Raw genomic sequence first — 25,678 nt, 5'->3', positions numbered from 1 at the left:
TGTGCATCACTCGGTTGGCCGCGCCGCGCTCGACCGCACGAACCGCCGCGCTAGCCTCACTCACCAACATGAGGTGCCTGTGCAGACAGCTGTTATTCTTCCCACTTTCGACCAGTTCGCTTCGTTCGACGAAAAATATTGGGCCTTGTCGAACAACAGCGGCAATATCCTTTTCATGCACGCCCTGGCCCGTCTGGTGGATTGTCACATCCTTTCGCCATGGGACGAGGAGGCATGGCAGGGCTATGATCGTTTCGTCACGACGGAACTGATCTGGATACGCGAACAGGACCCTGCACCGCCCAATCTTGTGCGCTGGCTTGAACGGGTCGGCGATCGCCCGATCATCCCGATCAGCATCGGGTTGCAGGCAGATCGGGGGGACGGCGATTTCCATTTCCATCCCGACATGCTGGCGACGGTGAAGGAAGTGGCCTCACGCGGCCCGGTGGCGGCGCGCGGCGCGTTCACCGCTCGCATCCTGCAACAGCATGGCATCAACGATGTGCATGTCGTTGGCTGCCCCTCACTTTATATGATCCCCCTGTTTCAACCGTCGCTCGATTATCTGGCGCAGGATACAGCCCCCTTGAGCGCGGTCGGCAATTACAGCTCTTTCTGGGGCCGGATGTCGCCAAAGGACGATGCGATCCTGCGCTATCTGAAGGAGCATTGCGACGGCTTCATCGAGCAGACAGCGCTATCCATCCGCGACACGGATTATGACAATGCCGAGGTGATCGCGTGGATCGAGCGGCAGGGGCATATGTTCTTCGACCTGGAATCCTGGATCCGGCATGACCGGCGGCATGATTTCAGTCTGGGCTTGCGCTTTCACGCCAATGTCGCGGCCTTGCTGGCTGGCCTGCGCGCGCTATTTGTGACGATCGACAGTCGCACGACGGAGATGGCCGAGTTCTTCGCGCTGCCGCATATTGCGAAGCAGGATTTCCCCAGCGAACTGCCCTTGGCCGAACTGGCCCGGCTGGCGGATTACCGTGCCTTCAGCGAAGGATATCGGGCAAGGGTGGCGGGCTTCCTCGATTTTCTGGCGCTTTGCGGGATGCGCCCCTCGGCCGCCTATCGGGACAGCTTGGATGTTTTTGGTTTCGCCTGACAAGGGCATTGCCGCATCCATGGCAGGATGTCGGTCATAGGCCGTCGGCCATGCTCCATTGCGCGCCGGTAAGTGCCCTAGCCAGATCCCATGTCTGGCGGCGGATGTCGGGTACGGCGACGATTTCCCAATGCGCGCCACGTGTCATTGGTCCGACGACCAACAGGCGATCCTGCGGGTGGTCATCCTGTGCGATGGCGCGGCCCTGGCGGTCCGTGTCGATGCCGATCGCCAACGCATCGGGACGGATCATGCCGCGGTCGGAGAGCGATCGCAGCAGCGGATCGGTGGTACGGCGCAGATCGGCCAGCGGACCGGTGCAATTGATGACGCGGGCAACCGGGACCTCCCGTGTCTGACTTTCGCCCCGGGGGCGCCAGCACACGACCAGCCCATGCGCATGGCGACGCGCCTGGATGATCTTGCCGGCGGCGACCTTCAGTCGCCCCTCGGCCTGCATCGCGGCCAGGCGTTCGGCCACCAGCGGCGCGATGCGATGGCGATGGACATCCCAATAGGGACGGGCATGGCGCAGGAAGCGGGCACGCTCGGTCGCCGTCGCCGCGCGCCAGATATCCTGCGTAAAGGGCCGCAATTCATCGACGGCATTGCGCCAGCCCGCTGTGGCGGCGCGATCGCGGATGGTGCGGATCAAGGCTGCGCAATGGGATGCCGGCTTGTCGCGCAGGGGCTGCGATGGCGATGATGGCGCATGGCTGTGTGGCAGCAGGCCGCGCCGCGACATGGCCAAAACGGAACCCTGGAAGCCGGCGCCATGCAATGTCTGGATGCAGTCTACCGCCGTCAGCCCGGTTCCCAGCAGCAGCACCCGGTCGCTTGGTGCAAGATCGTGGCTGATGTCGCTGCCCCACGGATCGGCGGCGTAGAGCGGGGGCGCCAGGTCGCGGAACGGCGGCAGGTCATGGGGCGGCAGATTGCCGGGGGCCAGCGCGACCAGATCGGTCGTCAGTGTCCGGCCTGACGACAATGCGACCCGGCATTGCTGCGCCATCGTCACCAGGTCGATCGCCTGATCGTCGATCACCTCGAACCGGTCGCCGGCTTCTGCCCGGGCCGCGTCGAGCAGCGAAGCCAGATAGCGGCCATAGGTGGCGCGGGTCGCGAAGCTGGCGTCCGTTCCGCCGGTATCGCGTGCCAGCCACTGGGCGAAATGCGTCGGCTGGTCCGGGAAGGCGCTCATATTGCCGGCCCGGACGTTCAGGATATGATCGGGACGGGCGCTGCCGAAGGCGAGGCCCTTGCCCAGCCGATCGGGCCGCCGTTCGACCAACGTGACCCGCATCGAGCCGTAGCGCAGCAGGTTGATCGCCAGCAGCGTACCGCTGAAACCGCCGCCGATGATGGTCAGGTGAGAGAGCTTCAGCATGGATCAAGCATTTCTAATGAGTCGCGGAGCATTGCTTGACAGACGTATCTCTACTTCGTTGATAGATAAATAGCCTGGTCAATCTTATCGAGGACGGAATGTCTATGTCATGGACGCGGCGATGGAAGGATAGATTTGTCCGGCTGCAGGTGGCGGCCCGGCAGGAATTTCTGCGCGATCCGGCCATCATCCTGTTCGAGCGGGCCGGCGATAGCGGTGCGTCGGTGCGGGACGCGGCTGGCGGGCGCTGATATGCTGTCCAGACGGCATATGCTTGGTGCCGCCGCCGGCAGTCTGCTGCTTTCGGCGTGCGGTGCATCGCGTACAGGGCGCCCGACCTTGCGCGTGTCGATCACCGGCAAGGGCGACGGTGACACGCGGCTGCTGTTCAAGGCGGCGGGCATCCAGCCCAGGGGCTTCGACCTGGCCTATAGCGAGTTTCAGTCCGGCCATCTGGTGGTCGAGGCGCTCAATGGCGGATCGCTCGATTATGGCGGGATGAGCGAGATCCCGCCGATCTTCGCCGCCGCCTCCACCATCCAGAGCTTCCGCCAGATCGCGGTCGCCCATGGCGACGTCAATAATCAGGTGGTGCTGGTTCCGAAGGGATCGAAGGCGCGCGCCATCGCCGACCTCAAGGGCAAGCGCGTCGGCTATGTCCGCGCCACCACCGCCCAATATTTCCTGATCCGCATGCTGGAGGAGGTCGGCCTGAGCTGGGACGACATCACCCCCGTTGCGATGGGCGTGTCGGACGGCGCAGCGGCCTTCTCGCAAGGGGCGCTCGATGCCTGGGCGATCTATGGCTTCCCGATCCAGCGCGCGATCGCGACCGAGGGGGCGCGGATATTGCGCACCGCTAATGGCATCCTGTCGGGCAATTATCTCGTTTCCGCCCATGTCGATGCGCTGGCCGATCCCGACAAGGCGGCCATCATCCGCGAATATCTGGCGCTGGTGCAGCAGGGCTTTGGCTGGGCGGCCACGCATCAGGAGGAATGGGCCGGCATCGTCGCCCAGGATATCGGCGTGCCGCGCGATTATGTGCTCGACCAGTTCCGCCGCAAGAGCGCGACCTATGAACTGCGCCCGGTCACGCCCGAGGCGATCGGATCGCAGCAGCAGGTCGCCGACGTCTTCTTCAAGGCCGGGCTGGTTCCCAAGCGGGTGGACGTCCGCCCGCTCTGGGATGCCCGTTTCAACGATGCCATTCCCAAGAGAGGCTGATAGCATGGCGACCCAGGCAATTTCCGTGCAGCCGCTGCCGCCCGAAGGGCCGGTGCCCGCCGACCAGCTCGACCGGCTGACCCGGCTGCTGGCCGCCAATGCGGAGCAATATGACCGTAGTGCTGAATTCCCCCGCGCCAATTTCGACATATTGGCGCAGCAAGGGCTGATCGCGCTGACCGTGCCGCGCGCGCTCGGCGGGCGGGGCGCATCGGTCTCTGAAGCGCTGCGGGTGCTGGCGGCGGTGGCGAAGGGCGACCCCTCGACCGCGCTGATCCTGTTCATGACCTATCATTATCATGCCACGCCCAACCGGGCGCGCGGCTGGCCGGCGGACATCTACGCGCAATTGGCGCGCGACGCGGTGGCGGGCCGGGGCCTGATCGGCGGGCTGCGCGTCGAACCCGAACTGGGCACCCCGGTGCGCGGTGGCCTGCCCGCCACGATCGCACGGCGCACCGCCCATGGCTGGGCGATCAGCGGCACCAAAATCTATTCGACCGGATCGACCGGGCTGGACTGGTATTCGGTCTGGGCGAAGACCGACGAGGATATCCCGCGCGTCGGCAATTTCCTGGTCCGGGCCGGGAGTTCGGGGGTGGAGATCGAGCCGGCCTGGGATCATCTGGGCATGCGAGCGACGGTCAGCCATGCCGTCCATTTCACCGATACGCCGACGCCGGCCGACCATGCGGTCGACATTCGCCGGCCGGAGGAATGGGGCGCGCCCGATCCGGTCCAGACGCTGTGGAATGCGCTCTCCATCTCGGTCATCTATGACGGGGTGGCGCGGGCCGCGCGCGACTGGCTGCGCGCCTATCTCAACGACCGGGTACCGAGCAACCTCGGCGCGTCGCTCGCCACCCTGCCGCGCGTGCAGGAGAAGTTCGGCGAGATCGAGGCGCTGTTGCAGGTCAACCGCACGCTGGTGCGCGACGCCGCCGCGCGGATCGACGCGGGCGATCCGCCGTCGGCGGTGGAGGCCAATGCGATCAAATATGTCGCCACCGCGAACGCCATCCGCGCGGTCGAGATCGGGCTGGAACTGACCGGCAATCCCGGAATCAGCCGCCATAATCCGCTGGAGCGCCATTATCGCGACGTGCTGTGCAGCCGTATCCATTCGCCGCAGACCGACACCATCCTGATTGCCGCCGGTCGCGCGGCGCTGGGGAATTGAGTCCATGTCCCTGATCATTGCCAGCCAGATGGAGCCGGATTTCAACCGGAGCCTCTCCCGCCACCCGTCCGCTCCCGTGCTGATCGACGTCGCCGAGGATACGCCCTGGAGCGCCGCCGACGAGGCCGACATCCTGCTGATCCGCCCGTCGCCCGCCTGGCGTGCGACCGATGTCAGCCGCCCTGCACCCTGGCCGGGGCGCCTCAAATGGGTCTACAGCGCCTCGGTCGGGGTCGATTTCTATCCCGACTGGCTGCTCGACGCGCCGCTGGTGACCTGTGGCCGCGGCGTCGCGTCGGAGGAGATTGCCGATTATGCGATCGCCGCCATCTATGCCCATGCCAAGAATCTGGATGCCGTCACCGTCCGTTCACGGGCACAATGGGGGCCGGCGCAACTGGGCCGGGTATCGGGCACGACCATCGGCATCATCGGCATGGGCGCGATCGGCGCGGCGGTGGCACGGCGCGGCCTGGCGCTCGGCGCGCAGGTGATCGGCGTGCGGCGATCCGGCGCGCAGCCCAGCGTGCCGGGCGTGCAACTGGTCGGCGATGTCGGCACTTTGGTGGAGGAGGCGGATCATATATTGCTCGCCGTGCCGGCCACTGCCCAGACCCGCCATCTGGTCGATGACGCGCTGCTGGCGCGGGTGCGGCCGGGCGCACACCTTATCAATGTCGCGCGCGGATCGGTGGTCGATCAGGCGGCCCTTGTGCGGGCGCTGGATGATGGCCGGCTGGGCTTTGCGACGCTGGACGTCACCGATCCCGAACCGCTGCCGGAAGGTCATGTCCTCTACACCCATCCCAGGGTACGGCTGACCCCGCATATTTCCAGCAATTACCAACTGGTGCGCCATCGCCTGCTGGAAAAGATCCAGGACGACCTGACCCGCTTCGTCCGGGGCGAGGCGCCGTCCGACATCGTCGATCCGGCGCGCGGTTATTGATGATGGGGATGACCGGGCGCTAAAGCCCGGTCACTTGCCCTTGAATCGTCATTGCGAACGAAGTGAAGCAATCCATCCGAGCGATGTTGGATTGCTTCGCTGCGCTCGCAATGACGCAGTGGATCAGTCTAAATCATTCCGATCTAAAGCCCGGTCACCGTCTCGCGCGCCAGTTCCGCCAGCCGATGCGCGGCGCGATCCAGCTTGTCGCTGGTGCGCAGGATCGCGGCGACGCGGGGCAGGGTGGGCAGGCGCTCATGCTCCAGCACTGTCATATCGTCCTGGAACAAATGGGTGCGTGCGGTGATGCCCAGGCCCGCAGCCACTGCCGCGCGCAGCGTGGCGAGGTTGGGCGTCTCGACCGCGATCCGCCATTGCAGGCCATTATCCTCCAGCGCCCGGATCGCCGCCTCGCGGAAACGACAGGGCTCCTCCAGCACTGCCAGCGGGATGGTGTCGCGCTCGACCAGTTCGGCCGTGCCATACCAACTCATCGGCGCGACCGTGACCGCGCTGCCGTCATTGGGCGCGGCAAAGCCCAGCAAGATATCCAGTTCGCGGCGGTCGAGCAGCGCCTGCAACTCGGCCGTGCCCGCGACCCGCGCATAGATTTGCGCGTCCGGGTGCAGTTCGGCAAAGCGGGAGAGCAGGCCCGAGAGCAGACTGTCGGCAAAATCCTGCACCATGCCGATCCGCGCCGGGCCGGCAAAGCGTCCGGCGCTGACCGCCGCCACCGCCTCGTCATGCAGGCTCAGCACCCGGCGTGCATAGTCGAGCAGCACCTCGCCGGCCGCAGTCAGGTGGAGGCGGCGGCCTTCGCGCAGGAACAGCGACTGCTGCACCAGTTCCTCCAGCCGCTTGATCTGCAGGCTGAGGGCGGACTGGGTGACGAACACCTGTTCCGACGCATTGAGCATCGACCCGGTGTCGACGATCGCGACGAAGCTGCGCAGGAGATTGGTCGGCAGATTGACCGGCACGGCATATCCTTTTGATGGTGAAAGGGGGCCGATCCGATGCCGGGCACGGGCCTGCGCTTATGATCCATCGCAATATATCAATCAAAATAGTAGAGTTTGCCCGGGGGCAGGAAAAGCTATCCCGCCCATCGCGCGCCGAAATGCCCGGAAATAGGGGTGAATGATGACCTATGATTTTCCCTCATAGGCCCGCAGGATAAAACTCAATTGAATGAGTAGAGAATTGATGTTGGATGAAGGCGACTTCACCAGCATGACGGATGGACATGACCGCATTGGCAATAAGGGGCGAACCGCCGCCGCAGCGCGCCAGACGCCGCTTTTCCCTCGCCCGCTTCGGCGGCCGTTGGTTGTCACCTTTGCTGTTACTTTTGCTGTGGGAACTGGGGTCGCGCACCGGCCTCATTCCGGAACGGACGCTGGCCGCGCCCTCCGCCGTAATCGGCACCCTGATCCAGATGGTGCTGAGCGGTGAACTGCCCTCCAACCTGCTCGTCTCCTTTGCGCGCGTCGCGGTCGGCCTGCTGATCGGCGTCGGCCTGGGGCTGGCGCTGGGGCTGGCGGCGGGCCTGTCGCGCGGCGCGGAACTGGCGATCGACCCGCTGATGCAGATCAAGCGGACCATTCCGGCGCTGGCGCTGACGCCGCTGTTCATCGTCTGGTTCGGCATTGGTGAGACGCCCAAGATCGCGCTGATCGCCTTCGGCACCATCTTCCCGGTCTATCTCAACCTCTATGCCGGCATTCGCGGCGTCGATCCGCGCCTGCTCGATGCCGCCAAGAGCTTCGGCCTCAGCCGCTGGGAACAGGTCTGGCACGTCGTGCTGCCCGCCGCCTTGCCCTCGCTGCTGGTCGGGCTGCGCTATGCGCTCTCCATTTCGATCCTGGTGCTGGTGGTGGCGGAACAGATCAACGCCTCGGCGGGGCTTGGCTATCTCATCAACAATGCCCGCGACTTCATGCGCACCGACATCATCGTCGTCTGCCTCATGGTCTACGCCATTCTCGGCCTTGGTGCCGATTGGCTGGTCCGGTCCCTCGAAGCCCGCGCCCTCGTCTGGCGCCCCAGCATAGTGGAGAATTGATCATGGACGCGCGCCTCGGCTTTTCCAGCATCGACAGCGCGGCCCACCAGCCGCATCCCGAACCGGTCGTCCGCCTGCAGCGCTTCACCCGCAGCTTCGGCGCCAACCGCATCATCGACGGGCTGGACCTGGAGATCGCGCCGGGCGAGTTCATCGCCCTGCTGGGCCGGTCGGGATCGGGCAAGACCACCTTGCTGCGCACGCTCGCCGGGCTGGACGATGCCGGCGTGCAGGATGTCGAAGTCCCTGACAGCCGTGCCGTCGTGTTTCAGGATGCCCGGTTGCTGCCATGGAAACCGGTCTGGAAGAATGTCGCGCTCGGCCTGAAAGGCGGTGCCATTCGCGATCGAGCCGAAGCCGCGCTGAAGGAAGTCGGCCTTGGCCATCGGCTCGACGCCTGGCCGCTCACCCTGTCCGGTGGAGAGGCGCAGCGCGCCGCGCTCGCCCGCGCACTGGTGCGCGAACCCCAATTGCTGCTGCTCGACGAGCCCTTTGCCGCGCTCGACGCGCTGACCCGTTATCGCATGCACGACCTTGTCCTCTCGCTGTGGCGGACCCATCGTCCCGCAGTGCTGCTCGTCACCCATGATGTGGAGGAGGCGATCGCGCTGGCCGATCGAGTGCTGGTGCTCGACAAGGGGCGGATCGTCGCGGAGGAGCGCATTCACGCCGCGCGCGGCGAGCGCGCGGGCCTTGCCGGCCGACTGCGCGAACAACTCCTTTCCCATCTGGGCGGGGACCATCATGGCGAGGGTGTCGTGCCTTTCCCCCGGCAGGCGGAAGCAGCGGAATGAACGCCGTCACCACGATCGACCGGCCGGTCGATACCAGCCGGCTGCGCGGCTTCGTCACGGCCTTGGCCGACCTCATCGCCTGCACCCGCGACGAACAGGCGCTGCTGGAAAGCGGCCGCACCCTGCTCGCCCGGCTGATCGCCCGCGACGACTGGCTGCCGCCCGAATATGCCCGGCCCGATCCCGATCGCTACCAGCAATATCTGCTCCATTGCGACAGCCGCGAGCGGTTCAGCATCGTCAGCTTCGTCTGGGGGCCGGGCCAGTCGACCCCGATCCACGACCATGGCGTCTGGGGGCTGGTCGGCGTGCTGCGCGGCAGCGAGCAGGTCGAGCGTTTCCATCGCCTGCCCGGCGGCGGGCTGGTCGCCCAGGGCGCCGACCTGTTGCGTGAGGGCGAGGTTGATGCCGTCTCGCCCCGGATCGGCGACATCCACCGGGTCTCCAACGGCCGGGCCGATGCGCCGTCGGTCAGCATCCATGTCTATGGCGCCAATATCGGCGCGGTCGAGCGCGCGACCTTCGCCCCCGACGGCACGCCCAAAAGCTTCATTTCCGGATACGCCAACCGCGTCATCCCCAACCTCTGGGACAGATCGAGAAACGCATGACCACCGACATATTGGACCGTACTGAGGTCGCGACCCCGGCCGATATCCGCACCGCCCTGATCGCCCGTGACGAGATTGCTCTGATCGACGTGCGCGAGGAACATGATTTTGCGCAGGGCCATCCGCTCTTCGCTGCCCAGATCCCGCTGCGCCGCATCGATGAGGAAGCGCGCTGGCGTATCCCCCGGCTCGACACGCCGATCATCGTCTATGATGCGGGCGAGGGGCTGGCGCGCCGCGCCGCCGTGCGGTTGCAGGGTCTTGGCTATACCGACGTTCGCGAACTGGAAGGCGGTCTCAGCGCCTGGCGCGACGCCGGCTATGAATTGTTCGAGGATGTGAACAGTTACTCCAAGGCCTTTGGCGAACTGGTCGAGCATCGCCGCCATACCCCCAGCCTCGCGGCCGAAGCTGTGCAGGCGCTGATCGACGAGAAGGCCGACATCGCGATCCTCGACGCCCGCCGCTACGACGAATATCACACGATGAGCATCCCGACCGGGACCAGCGTGCCCGGCGCCGAACTGGTGCTGCGCGCCGGCACGATCGCGCCCGATCCCGACACGACCATCATCGTCAATTGCGCCGGCCGTACCCGGTCGATCATCGGCACCCAGTCGCTGGTCAACGCCGGCCTGCCCAACAAGGTCTTTGCGCTGCGCAACGGCACGATCGGCTGGACGCTGGCCGGGCAGGGTCTGGAGACCGGCCAGGTACGCGCGGCTCCCGAAGTCGATGGCAAGGCGATCGAGGCGGCCCGCGCCCATGCCCGCGATGTCGCCTATCGCGCCGGGGTCAAATGGATCGGCTGGGACGATCTGGAACATCTGAAGGCCGACGCCGACCGCACCCTCTATCTCTATGATGTGCGCCAGCCGCGGGAATATGAGGCGGGGCATCTGCCCGGTTTCCGCAATGCGCAGGGCGGCCAGCTGGTGCAGGAAACCGACCATAATGCCCCGGTGCGCGGCGCCCGCATCGTCGTCACCGACGATCTTGGTCCGCGTGCCGACATGAGCGCCTCCTGGCTCGCCCAGCTCGGCTGGGAAGTCTATGTCCTGTCGGTCGACTGGTCGGCGGTGGTGCTGGAACGCGGCAGCGACGGCGCGCCGGCCCCACGTGGACCCGAGGGCCGCTACAAGCGCCCCTATGAGGGCACCGACAACAAGGCCGAGAAGATGCAGGCCTATCTCGACTGGGAATATGGCCTTGTCGCCCAGCTCGAAAAGGATGGCACCCACGGCTTCTTCGTCATCTGATCAGCGGAAAGGAATGACCCCATGAGCGTCAAGTTCATCGGCTATATCGGCTTCAACAATGGCTCGGAAGCCCAGGCGGCAGTCCGCAGTCGGGTACTCGACAAGGATTATGTCGAGGCGGCGGCGAAGGCGCAGGAGGAGGGCGGCTTCGACCGCGTCCTCATCCCCTTCGGCTCCAACAGCCCGGAAAGCCAGATCGTCGCCGCCCATGCCGCTGCGCTGACGAGCAAGCTCGGCTTCCTCGTCGCCCATCGCCCCGGTTTTACCCAGCCGACCGTGGCGGCGCGTCAGCTTGCGACGCTCGATCAGCTGTCGGGCGGCCGGGTCGCGGTCCATATCATCACTGGCGGCGCCGACGAGGAAATGGCGCGCGATGGCGACACCGGTACGGTCAAGGCCCAGCGCTACCAGCGCACCGACGAATATCTGACCATCCTGCGCCAGGAATGGACGGCGGCCCAGCCTTTCGACCATCGCGGCGACTTCTACGATATTCGTCAGGCCTTCAGCGCGATCAAGCCGGACAATCTGCCCGTCTTCTTCGGCGGTTCCTCGGCCGAGGCGATCGAGGTCGCCGGGCGTCATGCCGATGTCTATGCGCTCTGGGGCGAAACGCTCGAAGCGGTGCAGGACACGGTGCGTCAGGTGCGCCGCGCCGCCGCCCGCCACGGCCGCAATCCCGGCTTCTCGCTGTCGCTGCGCCCGGTGATCGCCGATACCGAGGAAGCGGCCTGGAAGCGCGCGGCGGAGATCGAGGAGCAGGTGCGCGCCAATCGCGTCGCCGCCGGCCTGCCGCTGACCGGCCATCGCCCGCCCAATGTCGGATCGCTGCGCCTGCTGGAAGCGGCCAGGGCCAACCGGCAGGACAAGCGCCTGTGGACCGGCGTCGCCGCGCTCACCGGCGCGGCCGGCAATTCCACCGGTCTGGTCGGCACGCCCGAGCAGGTCGCCAACGCGATGCTCGATTATTATGATATCGGCATCGACCATTTCCTGATCCGCGGCTTCGATCCGCTGGGCGATTCCATCCTCTATGGCCGCGAACTGCTGCCGGTCGTCCGCCGCAAGGTGGCCGAGCGGGAGAAGGTCGACGTCGCGCTCGCGGGCTGATCCATGTCGAAGAAAAAAGTCGCCATCCTGTCGGCGGCCCTCGTCGCGGTGGCCGGGCTCGGCCTTGCCGCCGCGACCTTTAAGCGCAGTGATGACAAGATACTGCGCGTCGCCAACCAGAAGGGGCAGGTGAAGGCGATGATGCTAGCCTCCGGCGCGCTCGACGGCGCGCCCTATCGGGTGGAATGGTCCGAATTTCCAGCCGCCCAGCCGCTGCTGGAAGCGGTCGGCGGCGGCGCGGCGGACCTTGGCCTCGCTGCCGACGCGCCGTTCATCTTCGCCTATCAGAGCGGCAGTCCGGTCAAGGCGATCGCGGTGCAGGCGCCAGCCAACCAGGCGCCTGAGGCGCTGGCGATCCTGGTGAAGAACGGATCATCGATCCGATCGGCCCAGGATCTGGTTGGCAAGACCGTGGCCACCACGCGCGGATCGATCGGCCATCATCTGCTGCTCCAGGCGCTGGAGCGGGCGCATATCCCGGCTGACAGGGTCAAGGTCACTTTCCTGCCGCCGGGCGATGCCAAGGCGGCGTTCGACAGCGGATCGATCGACGCCTGGTCGACCTGGACCCCCTATACCAATGTCGCGGTCAAAGAAGGGGCGCGGGCGGTTGCCGATGCCAAGGATTATGGCCTGCCGCTCTATATCGACATCGCCCATGATGCCTCGATCGCGCCCAAGCGCGCGCTGCTCGCCGACTTCCTTCAGCGCGAGGCGAAGGCGGTCGCCTGGGCACGCGCCCATCCCGACAAGTTTGCCGCCGTGTTGGCCAGGGAAACCGGCCTGCCGCTGGACATCGCCCGCGCCAGTTTCGCGCGCAGCAACCGCATTTCGCAGCCCGTCGATGCCAGGGTGATCGCCCATGAACAGGCGATCGTCGACCGCTATCGCCGCGCCGGCCTGATCGATCCCAAGCGGGACGTGGCGCAGGCCTTCGACACCAGTTTCGGATCCTGACGCAAGGAGCTTTTCCCATGGCCACCATCCTCAAGGATGATCGTTTTTCCCGCACCGGCATCAGCGAAGCCGAATGGAAGGTGCGTGTCGATCTCGCCGCCTTTTATCGCCTCTCGGCGCTCTATGGCTGGGACGATTTCATCTACACCCATATCTCCGCCCGCGTGCCGGGGCCGGACCATCATTTCCTGATCAACCCGTTCGGCCTGATGTTCGACGAGATCACGGCGTCCAGCCTGGTCAAGGTCGACCTTGACGGCAATGTCATCGGGGAGAGCGACTATGGCATCAACTATGCCGGCTATGTGATCCATTCGGCGATCCATGGCGCGCGCGACGACGCCCATTATATCGCCCATTTCCACAGCGCCGACGGCATGGCGGTGTCTGCCCATGCCGAAGGGCTGCTGCCCTTGAACCAGCGCGCACTCGCCCTGATCCCGCGCCTGTCCTATCATGATTATGAAGGCGTGGCGCTCAACCTGGACGAGCGCGAGCGGCTGGTGGCGGACCTTGGCGATACCAAGGTCATGCTGCTGCGCAACCATGGCACGCTGGCGCTGGGCGCTTCTCCGGGTGAAGCGTGGAGTGGCATCTATCAGCTCGAATCCGCCTGCACCGCACAGGTGCGTTCGCTCAGCGTCGGGCGCGACAATGTGCTGATCGCGCCGGAGGAGGCGCAGGAGGAAGTGAAGCGCCAGATGTCGCGCGAACGCCAGCCGGTCGAGGGGCGGCGCACCCATTATGATCTGGTCTGGGAAGCGGCGCTGCGCAAGGCATCGCGCCAGGCGGCGGGCTATGACGTCTGATCTATAAGCATTAATCGGCGGCTTTCCGCCAAGTCTCATTGGCGTCGCGTCACACGCGGCGCCATTTTCCTATCTCCAGCAAAGGAGACAGGCAGATGGCGACGATCGTCGGCGACAATTTGAGGGCGCGTTACGCCGCGCTGCAGGTGGAACGGGAACGGGACTGGCCACCCGCCCAACTGGCGCGCAACGCGGCGCAACGGCAGCAGTTGGTGGCCCGCTTCGATGCAGCGACAACAGCCCAGCCCGGCGATGTCCTGCCCGACCTGGGGTTCGATGATGTCGAGGATGGCGAACTGACGCTCGACGCGCTGACGGCGCAGGGACCGGCGTTGCTGATCTTCTTCCGCTTCGCCGGTTGCCCGGCCTGCAATATCGCCTTGCCTTATTATGCCGAAACGCTCTGGCCGGTGCTGCGTGCGCGCGGCGTCCCGCTGGTTGCACTCAGCCCGCAGCAATCCGATCGGCTGGTGGAGATCAAGCGCCGCCACGATCTGCCCTTCGCCGTCGCGACCGATCGTGACAATCAACTCGCCCGCTTGCTGGGGATCGCCTTCGTCCCGGATGACCGTCCGTCGCCGCCGCCGGCTGGCTGGATCGGCGAGGTGACCGGTACGGGCAGCTGGGAATTGCCGCAGCCCGCCGTGCTGCTGCTGGGGCCGGGTCGGGTGGTGCAGCGCTTGCATGTCAGCCCCGACTGGCTCGACCGGCCGGAGGCGGACGATATCCTCGCCTGGTTGCGCTGAACGCAACAAAAAGGCGCCCGGCAATCGATGTGCCGGGCGCTTTTTTTTGTTCGAGTGGATCAGGCGGCCGACTTGGCCTCGCGCGCAACGCTGTAGCGATTGTCCGGCACCGACAGGCCCAGATGCTCGCGGAAGGTCGTGCCGTCATAATCGGTGCGAAATAGGCCGCGCTGCTGCAGGATCGGGATCACCTTGTCGACGAACAGGGCCAATTGTCCCGGCAGCGGCTCGAACAGGACGAAGCCGTCGGCCGCGCCACTTTCGAACCAGTGCTGCACCTGGTTGGCGACCGTCTCGGCCGATCCCACGAAGGCGCCGCGCGGCGTCGCCAGCCGTTCCGCCACCTGGCGCAGGGTCAGATTCTCTGCCTCGACTTCGGCCAGGATGCGCAACGTCCCGCTCTGCTGGCTGTTGAGGCCCAGATGCGCGACATCGGGGAAGGGGGCGTCCAGATCATATTGGCGGAAATCATGATCGTTGAAGGTACGCGACAGGAAGCCAAGCCCGGTATCGATCGATTCCAGCGCAGCGAGTTCGCGGTAGCGCGCTTCGGCTTCCTCGTCGCTGTCACCGACGATCGCGGCGATGCCCGGCAGGATGAACAACTGGTCGGCATCGCGGCCAAAGCCCTTCGCCCGCGCCTTCACATCGGCATAATAGGCCTGGCCGGCCTCGATCGTCTCGGCATGGGTGAAGATGACCTCGGCCCGGCGCGCGGCGAAGTTGCGGCCGTCGTCCGATGCACCGGCCTGGAAGATCACCGGCTGGCCCTGGGGCGTGCGCTTGATGTTGAGCGGACCGCGCACTTGGAAGAACTCGCCCTTGTGGTCGAGCGGATGCAGCCGGTCGGGATCGACGAACTGGCCGCTTTCCTTGTCGGCGACATGGGCGCCGTCTTCCCAGCTATCCCACAGCCCCTGGACGACATCCAGATATTCGGCGGCGATGCGATAGCGCACGGCATGGGCGGGATGTTCGCTCTTGCTGAAATTGGCGGCGGTGTCGCCCAGCCAGGATGTGACGACATTCCAGCCGGCGCGCCCGCCGCTCAAATGATCGAGCGAGGCGAATTGCCGCGCCACGTTGAAGGGTTCGGAATAGCTGACCGTCAGCGTGCCGACCAGGCCGATCCGGCTGGTGGTCGCCGCCAGTGCGGACAGGATGGTGATCGGCTCGAACCGGTTGAGATAATGGGGGCTGGATCGTTCGGTGATCGACAGGCTGTCGGCGACGAACAGGAAGTCGAACTTGCCGCGCTCGGCGGTCGCCGCCTGTTCCTGATAGCGGGCAAGGCTGGTGCTGGCATTGACGTCGCGGTCGGGATGGCGCCAGTCATGCCAGGTGCGGCCGACGCCATGCAGGATGAAGCCGAGCTTGATATGCGGAGAACGGGCCATGGCCTTGTCCTTCTGCTGGAGGGGAGGGTGAGCCCATTCCATCTACGCCCGGTGGGGTCGCGCGACCAACGCGGACTCATCAAGCGCATATGAAATGGGCCAATAGGGAAGGCGTCAGTAGGAGAAGCGGGCGCTCAGCAGCACGGTCGCCGGGTCGGCATAATTTTTGTAATAGACCGCAGTCGACGGAATATAGGTCGAACTGACCGGCTTGTCGGCGCCCAGGATATTCTTACCCTGGATCGCGAACTGGAAGCGGTCGTCCGGCAATATCCAGGTGACGGAGCCGTTGACGAAGGTCTGGCCCGGCACCTCGTCCTGCGGTCGGGCGAGGGCATTCTGGTAGAAACTGCTCTGATACTGGGCATTGGCCGACAGGCGCAGCTTGCTGCCGCTGGCGCCCAGCGGCAACTCGTAATTGGCGCCGCCCGAGAAGGACCATTTGGGCGCGTTGAGCAGGGGATTGCCATCGGCATTCACACCGATGCCGCCCGCCCCCTTATAATCGTCATAAATGGCCTTGAGATAACCACCCGACGCCTGGATCGAGAAACGCTCCGACAGGCGCAGGTCATTTTCCAGCTCCACGCCCCAGCTATGCGCCTTGCCGGCATTGCCACGGCGTGAACCGACATAGACCGGATCGTAGAAGGAAACCTGGAGATCCTTGTAATCATTGTAGAAGATGGCGAGATTGCTGCGCAGCGCGCCCCCGAACAGGGTGGCCTTCAAGCCGCCTTCATAGGTGGAAACCTTTTCCGGGTCGAAGGGCAAGGTGGCCAGGTCCAGCCGGGTGGCACGATTGTCGAACCCGCCCGATTTGAAGCCGCGCGAATAGGTGAGGTAATTGAGCAGGTTGGGCGTCCACTGCGCCTGCACCGACAATTTCGGCGTCAGCGCTTTCCAGGTCTTTTCGGATTCGCCCTGGATCGATTGCGACACGACATTGCGGTTGTCGTCGATCACCTTGTTGTCGAACACGAAGCGCTTCTTCTCGATCGTGCCACGAATGCCGGCAGTCAGGCTGAATATGTCATTCGCCTTCCAGGTGCCCTCGCCAAAGATCGCATAGGCGTCGGTATAGGTGATGTTGTGCGCGCGCAGCCGGTTGACCGGAGAGGTCGGCAATGGCCCGGTGCGGCTGAAGCCGTCGCGCTCCACGAAGAAGCGCTCATGCAGGTAGAACAGGCCGCTGGTGAAGCTCAAGTCGCCAAACTCGCCGTTCAGCTGCACCTCCTGGCTGAAGGCCTTGTCGTTATAATGGATCAAATTCTTCTGGATCATCGCCGCTTCGCCGTCATTCTCGTAATTGACGGGGTCGAGGTTGAAGCCGGTATAGGCGCTGATCGACTTGATCGACAGGCTGGGCGACAGGTCATAGACCAGCCGCAATGAACCGCTGCCGCTGTTGAGATGCTGGTCCGGCTCGACCTCCGAATAGGATCGGCGGCGGCTGAAGCTGCCGGGCTGGCGAACCGGGATATAAGAACGGGTATCGCTGCGATCGCGCATATAATTGACGGTCAGCAGCGCATCGAGATTGGCGATGCCGGTATAATGGAGCTTGCCGCGCCAGGCATCCAGGTCGATCCGGTTGACGTCATGGCCCAAGGTCGGATCATAGGTAACGCCGTCGCGGGTGCGGTGGATCCAGGCGATGCTGCCAGAGAGGTCATTGGCGATCTTGCCGCTGACCAGCGCCCGGCCCTGAACGTCATTATAGCTGCCATAGCCCAGTTCGGCGGTGACATGGGTGGTTTCGTCGGGCGTGCGGGTGATGATACGCAGCGCACCGGCCGACGAATTGCGCCCGTACAGGGTGCCCTGCGGCCCGCGCAGCAGCTCGATCCGCTCCAGATCGACAAATTCGCTCATCGACGCGATCTGGCGCGGAATATAGACGTCGTCGACATAGATGGCGAGGACCGGCTCCTGGATCGGATCGGATTCGCCCACGCCGCGCAGGGAGAAGGTCTGGGTGGTGTGGCTGATCGATGTTCGCGCCACGAACAGGTTGGGCACCTGTCCGGCGAGATCGCGCACATTGGTGATGTTGCGTTGCTCCAGCGTTTCCGGCGTAAAGGCAGAGATGGCGATCGCCGTCTTCTGCAGATCGGTTGCGCGCCGCTCGGCCGTGACGATGATCTCACCGCCGGCATCGGCTGCATCGACGGCCGCCGGGGCCTGGGCATGGCTCACCGGCGCGCTGGCGATCGCCATGGCCGCACATCCGGTGGCGAGCAATTTCCTGTTGTTCATTGGTCCCCGCTTGTCTCTGGTCCGCCGGAGCGCAACGATGCGATCCAGCGGTGGATTGCCAACTAAAGAAGTAGACAATTGAGGCAAACGAGTTCGGCCAAAGCGATCGGGCCGAAACTCATATAGGGACGATGCGGGTGTCCGAACGGTACCCCCTTCAGCCGCATGTGATCGGATCATCAGCGCATGCGCCGAAGCGCTAGCTGGCGCTATCGCCTGCCTGTGCCCGTCCCTGCGGTTTCGACATTGGGACGATCATGGAAGGATGCCGGATCGCGCTATTCGGGCATAGAGACCTGCGCTGGGCTTGGGCTTGCGGGCAAAGCTCTTGCGATCGACCGATGCCAGTCCGAATTGCGGACCATAGCCGGACACCCATTCAAAATTGTCGATCAGCGACCAGTGGGTGTATCCTAGCACCGGCACGCCTTCGTCCATCACCGCCTTCAGCCCTTGCAGCGATTGCGGGATATAGGCCTGTCGCAGCCTGTCGTCGCTGGCCGCGATCCCGCTTTCGGTAATCAGCACTGGCTTGCCCGAACCCTGATGGGCGTAGCGGACACTGTTGCCGAGCGACTCTGGATAGATTTCGCGTCCATCGCTCGCGATGGCCGCGCCTGCGGGTGGCGGGATGAGGCCATGGCCGTCATAGCGGCGGCGGGTATAATTCTGGACGCCGATGAAATCGCCATGGCTACGGGTCACGTCGAACCAGGGGGCATAGACCGCCTGGCGCTTGGCCGCGCGATAGCTGTCATCTTCGCCGACAAGCTGGTCGTCCTCGACTGCCAGGCCGACGCCGACCGGTAGGCGGGGCCGTAGCGCCTTGATCGCCCGATAGGCCTTGATATGCGCGGCGACCATGGCTGGCGTGACATCCTGTTCGCTGAACAGCGCGCTGGCAAAGCCGGGCATGCCCGACGCCCTGGCCGCCGCGCCCATCATGGCCTTGACGCCTCCCATGAAAGCGGGCGGCAGCGCGACGAAGCGCAGCAGCGCGGAGACATTGGGTTCGTTAAGCGTCACGGCATAGGCGATGCGATCGCCCAGATGGCGCATCACCCGGTCGCAGAAACGGGCGAACAGGTCGGCGCCGTCGGCCGACTGGAAATGGCCCTGTCCCGCAAACCAGCGCGGCACGCTGAAATGGCTGAAGGTGACGATCGGTGCCAGCCCCCGTTCCAGGCAGCCGTCAATCATTGCGCTATAATGATCCAGCATGGCGATCGAGAACAGGCCCGGCTCCGGCTCGATCCGCGCCCATTCGATGCCGAAGCGATAGGCGTTGAGGCCCAGCGCCTTCACCAGGTCCAGATCCTGCGCCCAGCGATGCAGGCTGTCGCAGGCGTCGCCCGATGGTTCGGCGAACAGGGTCGGCTTCACATGTTCCAGCAGCCACATGTCGGACGCGACATTATTGCCCTCCACCTGATGCGCGGCGGTCGCCGATCCCCACAAAAAGCCCTCGGGAAAATCGCGCTTTCCCTTGTTGGGCGCGGCGAGGGCCGGGGCCGCCACCCCCGCCGCGCAGATGCCCAGCATCGCGCGGCGGGACAGGTCGGCCTTCGTCATTTGCCGGCACCGCATTTGGCGACGACGCTGTTGCAACGCCAGCCCTGGGCGAAGGGCGCCAGATGATAGCCATTGGCATAGACATTGGGCGCGCTCAGATAATCGGTGGAGATGATCTGCGCCCCGCTCGCCAGCGCGGCATCGCGGCGACGGACGTCGTCGTTGCGGGCATCGACGGTGTCGATGTCGGCGCGAGCGCGGACCAGATAGCCCTTCTTCACCGCATCCTTGATTTCCGCGCCGTGGCTCAGCGCATTGTCGAACAGCATGAAGGCGGTGTGCGCCATGCCGGGCTTGCCCTGAACAAAGGCCATGCGCCCCTGCAAGGACGGACGCCCGTCCAGATAGGGGGCAAAGGCCGGCAGGTTCATGCCCGGCACCAGGAACAGGAAGATGAACTTGCCGCGCGCGGCCTTCACGCTGGGCCAGCGCTGGGCAAGCGCCGCAGCCTCCAGCGTCGGCATGGACCCGCGCAGATCGTCGGGCGCGAACACTTTGTCCCGGCCCAGGATCGTGCGGATGCTCTCGTCCACCTCGTCGAACGCCGCCTGATCGAAGGGCGGAACGGTCGCCGCGCCGGGGATGGCGCGATCCAGCCCGGACAGCTTGGGCTCCAGCAGGATGAAGACCGGGCTATGGTCCGGCTCGCTGTCCGACCATTGTTTCAGCAGCGTCAGGCAGGAGCGGAAGCTGGGGCACTGGCTGCGGAAATCGAGGTCGGCGACATGGAAGACCTTGATGCCCGGCTTGCGCAGTTCCTCGGCATAGATGGGCGCCAGATTGGTCGCGCCCTGTTCGCGCAACTGGCGATAGGGCAGGGGATCGGCATAGGCGCCGCCCTTGGGGTCGGGCTGCAGGTCCAGCTCGATGCTGCGCACGCCGCTGCGCAACTGCGCCTGCAACGGCATCTGCACATAATCCAGCGTCTTGGCCATGTCGGTCAGGCCGCCGGGGTGCTCATCTTCCATCGCCGCGCGCTGCGCCGCTGTCATCCCCAGACCCATTTTCTCCATCAGCGCGGACAGGCGCGGTGCCATCAGCGCCATGACGCGTGGGTCGGCGGGCATGGCATAGCTGTTATGCGTGCCCACCACCTGGATCTGGTTGATGGTCAGCGCATCGTCCGGCGCTGCGCTGTCCATCGCTTCTTTTCCCCAGGCCGCGCTCGCGATGAGCGCGGCGGCGGCGATGCCGCCAGCAATCGTCTTGTTCATGATGTTGTGCTTCCCCGAAGGCTCTGTGGGAGATCAGAAACTGACGTTGACGAAACCGCCAACCGTGCGCCGCGCATTGGGCGAGGTGTAGTGGAGCAGGCCGAGCGCCCCGTAATTCTGCCAGCCGGTCGAGAAATATTTGTCGAACAGGTTGCGGGCATAGACGCCGAATTCGACCGTCTTGCTGGGCAGGCTGAAGGTCAGGCGACCATTGACCAGGCCATAGCCGGGCACGTTGGAATAGGCGGGCTGGCCGACCACGGTCCAATATTCGCTGCGATAGGCATAGTCCGCATGGGCGCGCACGCCAAAGCCCGACCCGAATTCGGTTTCATAGTCGATCGCCGCCGTGCCGGCCCATTCGGGCGAGTTGGTGAGGCGCGACCCGGTATAGTCGGTGGTGGTATTATAGACATAGTCGGTAAACTTGGCGTCGGTATAGGTCAGCGCGCCCGACAGGGTCAGACCCTTCACCGGCTGGACCGCGACATTGCCTTCCACGCCCTGGGTGCGCAGGCCGCCGGCATTGCCGATCACCGTCGCGTCGAGCAGGCCGCCGGCACCGTCCGGGATCTTGGTCAGGATCGTCGCCTGGAAATCCTTGAAGTCGGACCGGAAGATGTCGAGGTTCAGGCGCAGGCGGCGGCCGAACCATTCCGATTTGATGCCCGCTTCCCAAGCCTTGACCGTCTCGTCCCTGTAGGGCGCATATTTGTTGCCGACAAAGGCGATGCCGGCCGGCTTGTAGCCGGTCGAATAGCTCGCATAGAGCATGACATTGTCGCTGAGCTGATATTGCGGGGCGATGCGGTAGGAGAAATTGTCGCCCTTCACCCGCCCAAAATCGATCGCCGGGGCTGCACTTGACCCGACGAAGGTCGGGACATAGCCGGCGATCGGCAGTGGATCGACAGTGACGAAGTCCAGGCTCTGCGAGTTGTTGTCATGGGTATAGCGGCCGCCCAGCGTCAGGCTGAGGCGCGGGGTAAAATTGAACTTCAACTGGCCGAATGCCGCCACCGTTTCATTTTCGGCGTTGAACAGTGAGGCATTGGCATCGACCCCGATCGCGCCGGTCAGCGCATAGAGGGTCGGCCGCGGCACGCCATTGGCGTCATAGAGCGGCGCACCCAGCGTGCCCCATTGCAGCTGCGTCTGGCGCGCTTTCAGGTCATTGTAGAAACCGCCGACCAGCCATTCGACAAAGCCGCCGGTGGGCGAGGCGAGATGGATTTCCTGGCTGACCTTCTCGGTATCGAGATAGCCATTGTTGAACGGGATATAGGCATATTGGTCGGTCGGCGTCAGGTTGGCCGGGGTCGCATTGTCATAGCGGGTGCGGCGATAGGCGCTGATCGATGTCAGATCGAGATCGCCCAGCTTGGCATTGACGCGCAGCGACGTGCCCCATTCCTCCGTCGTGATCTCGCCGAAGGAGGAGTCGGCCGTGTCGGCGCTTTCCGGGCCGGGATAGACGCCCAGCGAATTGAGGATCGCGGTGACATTGGCCGGCTGGCCCGACACCGGCGTGCGCACGCTGCTGTCCCAATGATAGGCATAATCGCCCGACAGCATCAGGTTGAAGCTGTCCGACGGCTCCAGATAGAGCTTGGCGCGGCCGCCATATTCATGCTGCGATCCGACCAGCCGGTTGAGCGTCACATTACGACCGAAGCCGTCGAACGCCTGGTCGAAGCCGGAGACGCGCAGCGCCGCGATCGGCCCGAGCGGAATGTTGACGGTGCCGTTCAGGATGCGCTCGTCATGCTCGCCCAGGCTGGCGCTGGCGCGGACTGACAGGTCGCCGATCTTCGGCTTGCCGGTGGTGACGGCGATGACGCCCGACGTCGCATTCTTGCCGAACAATGTGCCCTGCGGCCCCATCAGCACGTCGACGCGCTCGATATCGACCAGCCCGGTCAGGCCGTTGGCGCGCTGGCCGTCCATCACCACATCATCGACGACGACGCTGACCGACTTGGCATTGGAAAAGTCGAAGGAGGTGCTGCCGACGCCGCGGATCTGGAAGGCCGCGCCCTGGGTCGGGTCATACTGCAGGCCCGGCATGGTATATTGAAGGTCGGTGACAGAGGTGTAACCGGTCTTGGCCAGCGTATCGCCGCTGATCGACTGGATCGCCAGCGGCACCTTCTGGCTGCTCTCGCTGCGGCGCTCGGCCGTCACCACGATTTCCGGCAACGCCTCGCCCGACGCGGCAGGCGCCTGCGCATGGGCGATGCCGGCGCCGAGCGGCAGGGTGCCGCCGACCAGCATCGTCGAAAGCCGCAAGAGGCTGCGCTTAGTCTTGTACCCGAACATGATTCTTGCTCCGTCCCATCGAACCGTTGGGCGGCGCACTAGAGGTATATTTTTACGGTTTTAATACGATTGTTCGGCTAATAAGTCTAAAAAATTATGATTTTAATACGATTGTTCGGTTCTAGAAAAATGCCGTGACATGTCCGGGAGCGGCTCGGCTAGTGCACCGCGCGCAAGGATTTCAAGGCTATGGCCGATCAGCGCCATGACGATCGCCTGCACCCGCGCGCGATCGTCATCGACCGGCACGCCGATCCACTGCGCCACCTGCCCATGGACATTTTCCGCCCGCCGCCGCCGCATGTCGATGGCGAAGGGAAGGAAGGCGGGATTGCGATTGGCGAGCAGGGCGCTCTCATGGGTCAACTGAATGATCGTCCCGCTGCCCGGCGCGGTGCCGTTGGACGCACGGATATCCGCCCGCATCCGGCGATAGATGGCCTCGACCCCGCCAAAGACGATGTCGCGATGGGTCGGGAAATGATGGGCGACACTGGACGCCGCCATGCCGGACGCCTGGGCAACCGCACGATGCGACAGCGCGCCGACGCCGTCCGCGACGATCAGGTCGGCGATATGGTCGGCCAGCACGGCCTTCGCGCCTTGCGGTATGATGTCGGCGGCGTCCAGCGCATCGGCCGATGGTCCCGCCAGGCGATCGACCAGCGCCATATGCCATTGGCTTGCCGCTGGTGCGGGCGCTTCGGTCGGATCGCGCAGCAGCGCCCGGATGGTCGACTGGCGCAGCAGCCGGTAGTCGGCCATGTCGCCGAGTGCGATCGAGAAGGGCCGCTCGTCAAGGCAATAGGCGTGGATCGTGTCGGCCAGCCGGTCGCCGTCCGGCACCGCCTGCAACATCGACCGCCACAGGGCCGCCGACCGGTCGAGCAACCGGGGCACGTCCGGGACGGCGTCGGGCATTCGGCTGGCGAACAGCGCCAGTTCGCAGGTGACGATGGCGGATATGCGCTGCTCGCCCGCCGTCAGGTCCAGCCAGGCGCCGACCAGATCGGGCAGCAGGCCGGCCGTGACCGGTTCGATGCCGTCCAGCCGGGCCAGGAATGCCTGCGCCGCGGCGTCCGCCAACGCCAACTCGCGATCGATCACCGCCGCAACCAGCGCGGCCCGATCACCGATCCGGTAGCTGATCGAGCCTACCGACATCTCGGCCTGGTCGGCGACGGTGCGCAGACTCATCCCGGCAAGGCCGCGTTCGGCGATGACGATGCGCGCAGCATCGACGATGGCGACATTGGCTGGGGCATTGCGGATGGCGTTGCGGTCAACAGGGGGGCTCATATCGCCATCCATATCGTGGCGTGCCGAACAGTCCAGCATGCTCGCACCGATGTGGCGGATGGTCTGTCGTCTCCCTGTCACGCAATCCGTCTATCGGCGCGCTGTGGTTCGCAATCGCCTCCTCTTCATCGCCTTCTGCATGGCGCATAGCGGCAAGAACCTGCTGTGGTCCGGTGTCGACGGGCTCAGCCTGTATATCCTGATCAAGGTTGTTGGCGTATCGCCGATCGCGGCAGGGGCGCTGTTCGTCCTGTCGTCCTTCTGGAATGCCGCGATGGACGGGGCATGGGGTTATATGCTCGGCCGATCCGCAATGATCCGCCCGATATTGCCGGCTTTGTGCGCCGCCTGCGTGATCGTCGCCTGCCTGTCATTTGCGCTATTGCCCAGCTTGCCGGTCGGTTCGGGCGTGGCGGCGGCTGTGGCGCTCATCCTGTTCCGCACCAGCTTCGCGCTGTTCGACGTGCCCCATAATGCGACGACGGCGTTGCTCGCCAAAGAGCATGGACATCTCGCATTGGCGCGCTGGCGCTCGATCCTCAGCGCCATGATGAGCATCCTGATTGCGGCGGCGGCGGCGATGTTGGTGGGGGTGGATGCCGCCACCAGCCGGGCGATATTCGTCTTTCCGGCGCTGGCGCTGGTCGCATTGATCCTGTTGTCGCCCTTGCCCTGGCTGATCGGGGCGATGGAGGGGGACGCAGGCATCGGTGAACAGGACGCCGTTCGCCGTTCGGCAGGTATCCCTCCGCGCCCGCTGGTGATGTTCTGCCTGATCCAGATGATGGGGTTCGCCGCGCTGGCGTCGATCGGCAAATCGATGCTGCATATCGACGCACTGCCCCCCTGGGTATTGGAACATGCGCTGCTCTTGCTCAGCGTGGTCCGCCTGCTGGGAACCTGGCTTTGGGCGCCAATAGCAACGCGCCTTGGTTCCGCCATCGCACTCTGCCTCGCTTATTTGGCATGTGCCGGCGCCATCCTGCTGCTGCCAGCGGCGATATCATTGGGACCGGTGTGGAGCGTAGCGGTGCTGTGCCTGCTCGGGGCGTCCTTTGGCGGCGTTGCGTTGCTTGCCTGGTCGGCATTTTCCGAACTCTTGTCGCGGGTCGCGGGCAATGTGGCCAACCTCTCCGCCAGCTATGGCCTGTTCACCGCCATATCCAAGATCGGGCTTGGTTTCTCCGGCTTCCTGACGGCTGCGTGGGTCGGCCTGCAAGATCATGGGCTAACCACGCAATCGCTCTGGCCCATGGTCATCCTGGTTGCGGGCCTGTGCGTCATGACCGCCTTTCTGGGATGGCCCGGCTGGCGATGGGGCTTTTGGTCGCGTCGGACACCCATATTGGTTTCCGCCAACTGACCGCAATGCGAGGCCAATGCACTGGTATCTGCATCTGCTTCCTG

Annotated in this window: 22 protein-coding genes; 14 read left to right on the top strand and 8 right to left on the bottom strand. The window is 64.9% G+C overall.

What is annotated here, in order from left to right:
- Window positions 1-79 precede the first annotated feature (79 nt).
- Entirely contained in the window at window positions 80-1,117 is a 1,038-nt protein-coding gene (locus tag PMI04_RS13975) for a polysaccharide pyruvyl transferase family protein (RefSeq protein ID WP_007706092.1), read from the top strand.
- Window positions 1,118-1,151: 34 nt separating this feature from the next.
- On the opposite strand, the gene PMI04_RS13970 is transcribed toward PMI04_RS13975, so the two are convergent.
- Window positions 1,152-2,504 carry an FAD/NAD(P)-binding protein gene (locus PMI04_RS13970; protein ID WP_007706093.1) on the bottom strand — a complete coding sequence of 451 codons (1,353 nt, stop codon included), beginning with the start codon at window positions 2,502-2,504 and terminating at the stop codon, window positions 1,152-1,154.
- 98 nt (window positions 2,505-2,602) lie between these two features.
- Here PMI04_RS13970 and PMI04_RS13965 point away from each other — a divergent pair, with 98 nt between their 5' ends.
- Genes PMI04_RS13965 through PMI04_RS13950 form a run of 4 tightly spaced genes read left to right on the top strand, consistent with a single transcriptional unit; the run spans window position 2,603 to window position 5,860 of the window.
- Window positions 2,603-2,755 carry a hypothetical protein gene (locus tag PMI04_RS13965; protein ID WP_007706096.1) on the top strand — a complete coding sequence of 51 codons (153 nt, stop codon included), beginning with the start codon at window positions 2,603-2,605 and terminating at the stop codon, window positions 2,753-2,755.
- Window position 2,756: 1 nt separating this feature from the next.
- Window positions 2,757-3,731, top strand: coding sequence for an ABC transporter substrate-binding protein (locus PMI04_RS13960; RefSeq protein WP_037485525.1), 975 nt, complete (start codon window positions 2,757-2,759; stop codon window positions 3,729-3,731).
- 4 nt (window positions 3,732-3,735) lie between these two features.
- Window positions 3,736-4,911 carry an acyl-CoA dehydrogenase family protein gene (locus tag PMI04_RS13955; RefSeq protein WP_007706101.1) on the top strand — a complete coding sequence of 392 codons (1,176 nt, stop codon included), beginning with the start codon at window positions 3,736-3,738 and terminating at the stop codon, window positions 4,909-4,911.
- Between the two features lie 4 nt (window positions 4,912-4,915).
- The gene (locus PMI04_RS13950) at window positions 4,916-5,860 is read left to right on the top strand and encodes an NAD(P)-dependent oxidoreductase (RefSeq protein WP_007706105.1); all 945 of its coding nucleotides are present in this window, start codon (window positions 4,916-4,918) and stop codon (window positions 5,858-5,860) included.
- Window positions 5,861-6,003: 143 nt separating this feature from the next.
- On the opposite strand, the gene PMI04_RS13945 is transcribed toward PMI04_RS13950, so the two are convergent.
- Entirely contained in the window at window positions 6,004-6,840 is an 837-nt protein-coding gene (locus tag PMI04_RS13945; RefSeq protein WP_007706116.1) for a LysR substrate-binding domain-containing protein, read from the bottom strand.
- 266 nt (window positions 6,841-7,106) lie between these two features.
- Between PMI04_RS13945 and PMI04_RS13940 the strand changes: the two genes are divergently transcribed.
- The 8 genes from PMI04_RS13940 (at window position 7,107) to PMI04_RS13905 (ending at window position 14,211) form a co-directional block, all read left to right on the top strand.
- Window positions 7,107-7,925, top strand: a complete 819-nt coding sequence (locus tag PMI04_RS13940) for an ABC transporter permease (RefSeq protein ID WP_007706119.1) — start codon at window positions 7,107-7,109, stop codon at window positions 7,923-7,925.
- Between the two features lie 2 nt (window positions 7,926-7,927).
- Window positions 7,928-8,719: an ABC transporter ATP-binding protein gene (locus PMI04_RS13935; protein WP_007706122.1), complete on the top strand. Its 792-nt coding sequence runs from the start codon at window positions 7,928-7,930 to the stop codon at window positions 8,717-8,719.
- Window positions 8,716-9,330: a cysteine dioxygenase gene (locus tag PMI04_RS13930; protein ID WP_007706125.1), complete on the top strand. Its 615-nt coding sequence runs from the start codon at window positions 8,716-8,718 to the stop codon at window positions 9,328-9,330. Before PMI04_RS13935 ends, PMI04_RS13930 begins: the two co-directional genes overlap by 4 nt.
- Window positions 9,327-10,589 carry a rhodanese-like domain-containing protein gene (locus PMI04_RS13925; protein WP_007706128.1) on the top strand — a complete coding sequence of 421 codons (1,263 nt, stop codon included), beginning with the start codon at window positions 9,327-9,329 and terminating at the stop codon, window positions 10,587-10,589. Before PMI04_RS13930 ends, PMI04_RS13925 begins: the two co-directional genes overlap by 4 nt.
- Before the next feature lie 21 nt (window positions 10,590-10,610).
- Window positions 10,611-11,699, top strand: a complete 1,089-nt coding sequence (locus PMI04_RS13920) for an LLM class flavin-dependent oxidoreductase (protein ID WP_007706132.1) — start codon at window positions 10,611-10,613, stop codon at window positions 11,697-11,699.
- 3 nt (window positions 11,700-11,702) lie between these two features.
- Window positions 11,703-12,656, top strand: coding sequence for an ABC transporter substrate-binding protein (locus PMI04_RS13915; RefSeq protein WP_007706136.1), 954 nt, complete (start codon window positions 11,703-11,705; stop codon window positions 12,654-12,656).
- Window positions 12,657-12,673: 17 nt separating this feature from the next.
- Entirely contained in the window at window positions 12,674-13,465 is a 792-nt protein-coding gene (locus PMI04_RS13910) for a class II aldolase/adducin family protein (RefSeq protein WP_007706139.1), read from the top strand.
- Between the two features lie 95 nt (window positions 13,466-13,560).
- Window positions 13,561-14,211 carry a peroxiredoxin-like family protein gene (locus PMI04_RS13905; RefSeq protein WP_007706142.1) on the top strand — a complete coding sequence of 217 codons (651 nt, stop codon included), beginning with the start codon at window positions 13,561-13,563 and terminating at the stop codon, window positions 14,209-14,211.
- A gap of 59 nt (window positions 14,212-14,270) precedes the next feature.
- Here the strand turns inward: PMI04_RS13905 and PMI04_RS13900 are convergent, their stop codons facing one another.
- From PMI04_RS13900 to PMI04_RS13875, 6 genes are all read right to left on the bottom strand, one after another.
- Complete coding sequence (locus tag PMI04_RS13900; protein ID WP_007706145.1) at window positions 14,271-15,608, bottom strand: LLM class flavin-dependent oxidoreductase; 1,338 nt, start codon at window positions 15,606-15,608, stop codon at window positions 14,271-14,273.
- Between the two features lie 114 nt (window positions 15,609-15,722).
- Window positions 15,723-17,867, bottom strand: coding sequence for a TonB-dependent receptor (locus PMI04_RS13895; protein WP_037485528.1), 2,145 nt, complete (start codon window positions 17,865-17,867; stop codon window positions 15,723-15,725).
- 255 nt (window positions 17,868-18,122) lie between these two features.
- On the bottom strand, window positions 18,123-19,439 hold the full coding sequence (locus PMI04_RS13890) for a family 1 glycosylhydrolase (RefSeq protein ID WP_007706152.1): 1,317 nt from the start codon (window positions 19,437-19,439) through the stop codon (window positions 18,123-18,125).
- The gene (locus PMI04_RS13885) at window positions 19,436-20,653 is read right to left on the bottom strand and encodes a Ca2+-dependent phosphoinositide-specific phospholipase C (RefSeq protein ID WP_007706155.1); all 1,218 of its coding nucleotides are present in this window, start codon (window positions 20,651-20,653) and stop codon (window positions 19,436-19,438) included. The genes PMI04_RS13890 and PMI04_RS13885 overlap by 4 nt, the downstream gene beginning before the upstream one ends.
- A 33-nt stretch (window positions 20,654-20,686) precedes the next feature.
- A complete protein-coding gene (locus PMI04_RS13880; RefSeq protein ID WP_007706158.1) occupies window positions 20,687-22,972 on the bottom strand; it encodes a TonB-dependent receptor in 2,286 nt (761 codons plus the stop codon).
- 102 nt (window positions 22,973-23,074) lie between these two features.
- Window positions 23,075-24,271, bottom strand: a complete 1,197-nt coding sequence (locus PMI04_RS13875) for a helix-turn-helix domain-containing protein (protein ID WP_007706165.1) — start codon at window positions 24,269-24,271, stop codon at window positions 23,075-23,077.
- A 103-nt stretch (window positions 24,272-24,374) separates the two neighbouring features.
- Between PMI04_RS13875 and PMI04_RS13870 the strand changes: the two genes are divergently transcribed.
- A complete protein-coding gene (locus PMI04_RS13870) occupies window positions 24,375-25,634 on the top strand; it encodes an MFS transporter (protein ID WP_157178077.1) in 1,260 nt (419 codons plus the stop codon).
- Window positions 25,635-25,678 lie beyond the last annotated feature (44 nt).

This window comes from Sphingobium sp. AP49 (assembly GCF_000281715.2).
Lineage (GTDB): Bacteria > Pseudomonadota > Alphaproteobacteria > Sphingomonadales > Sphingomonadaceae > Sphingobium.
Note: the sequence above shows the minus strand (reverse complement) of the source record. Positions and strands in the feature narration are given on the sequence as shown.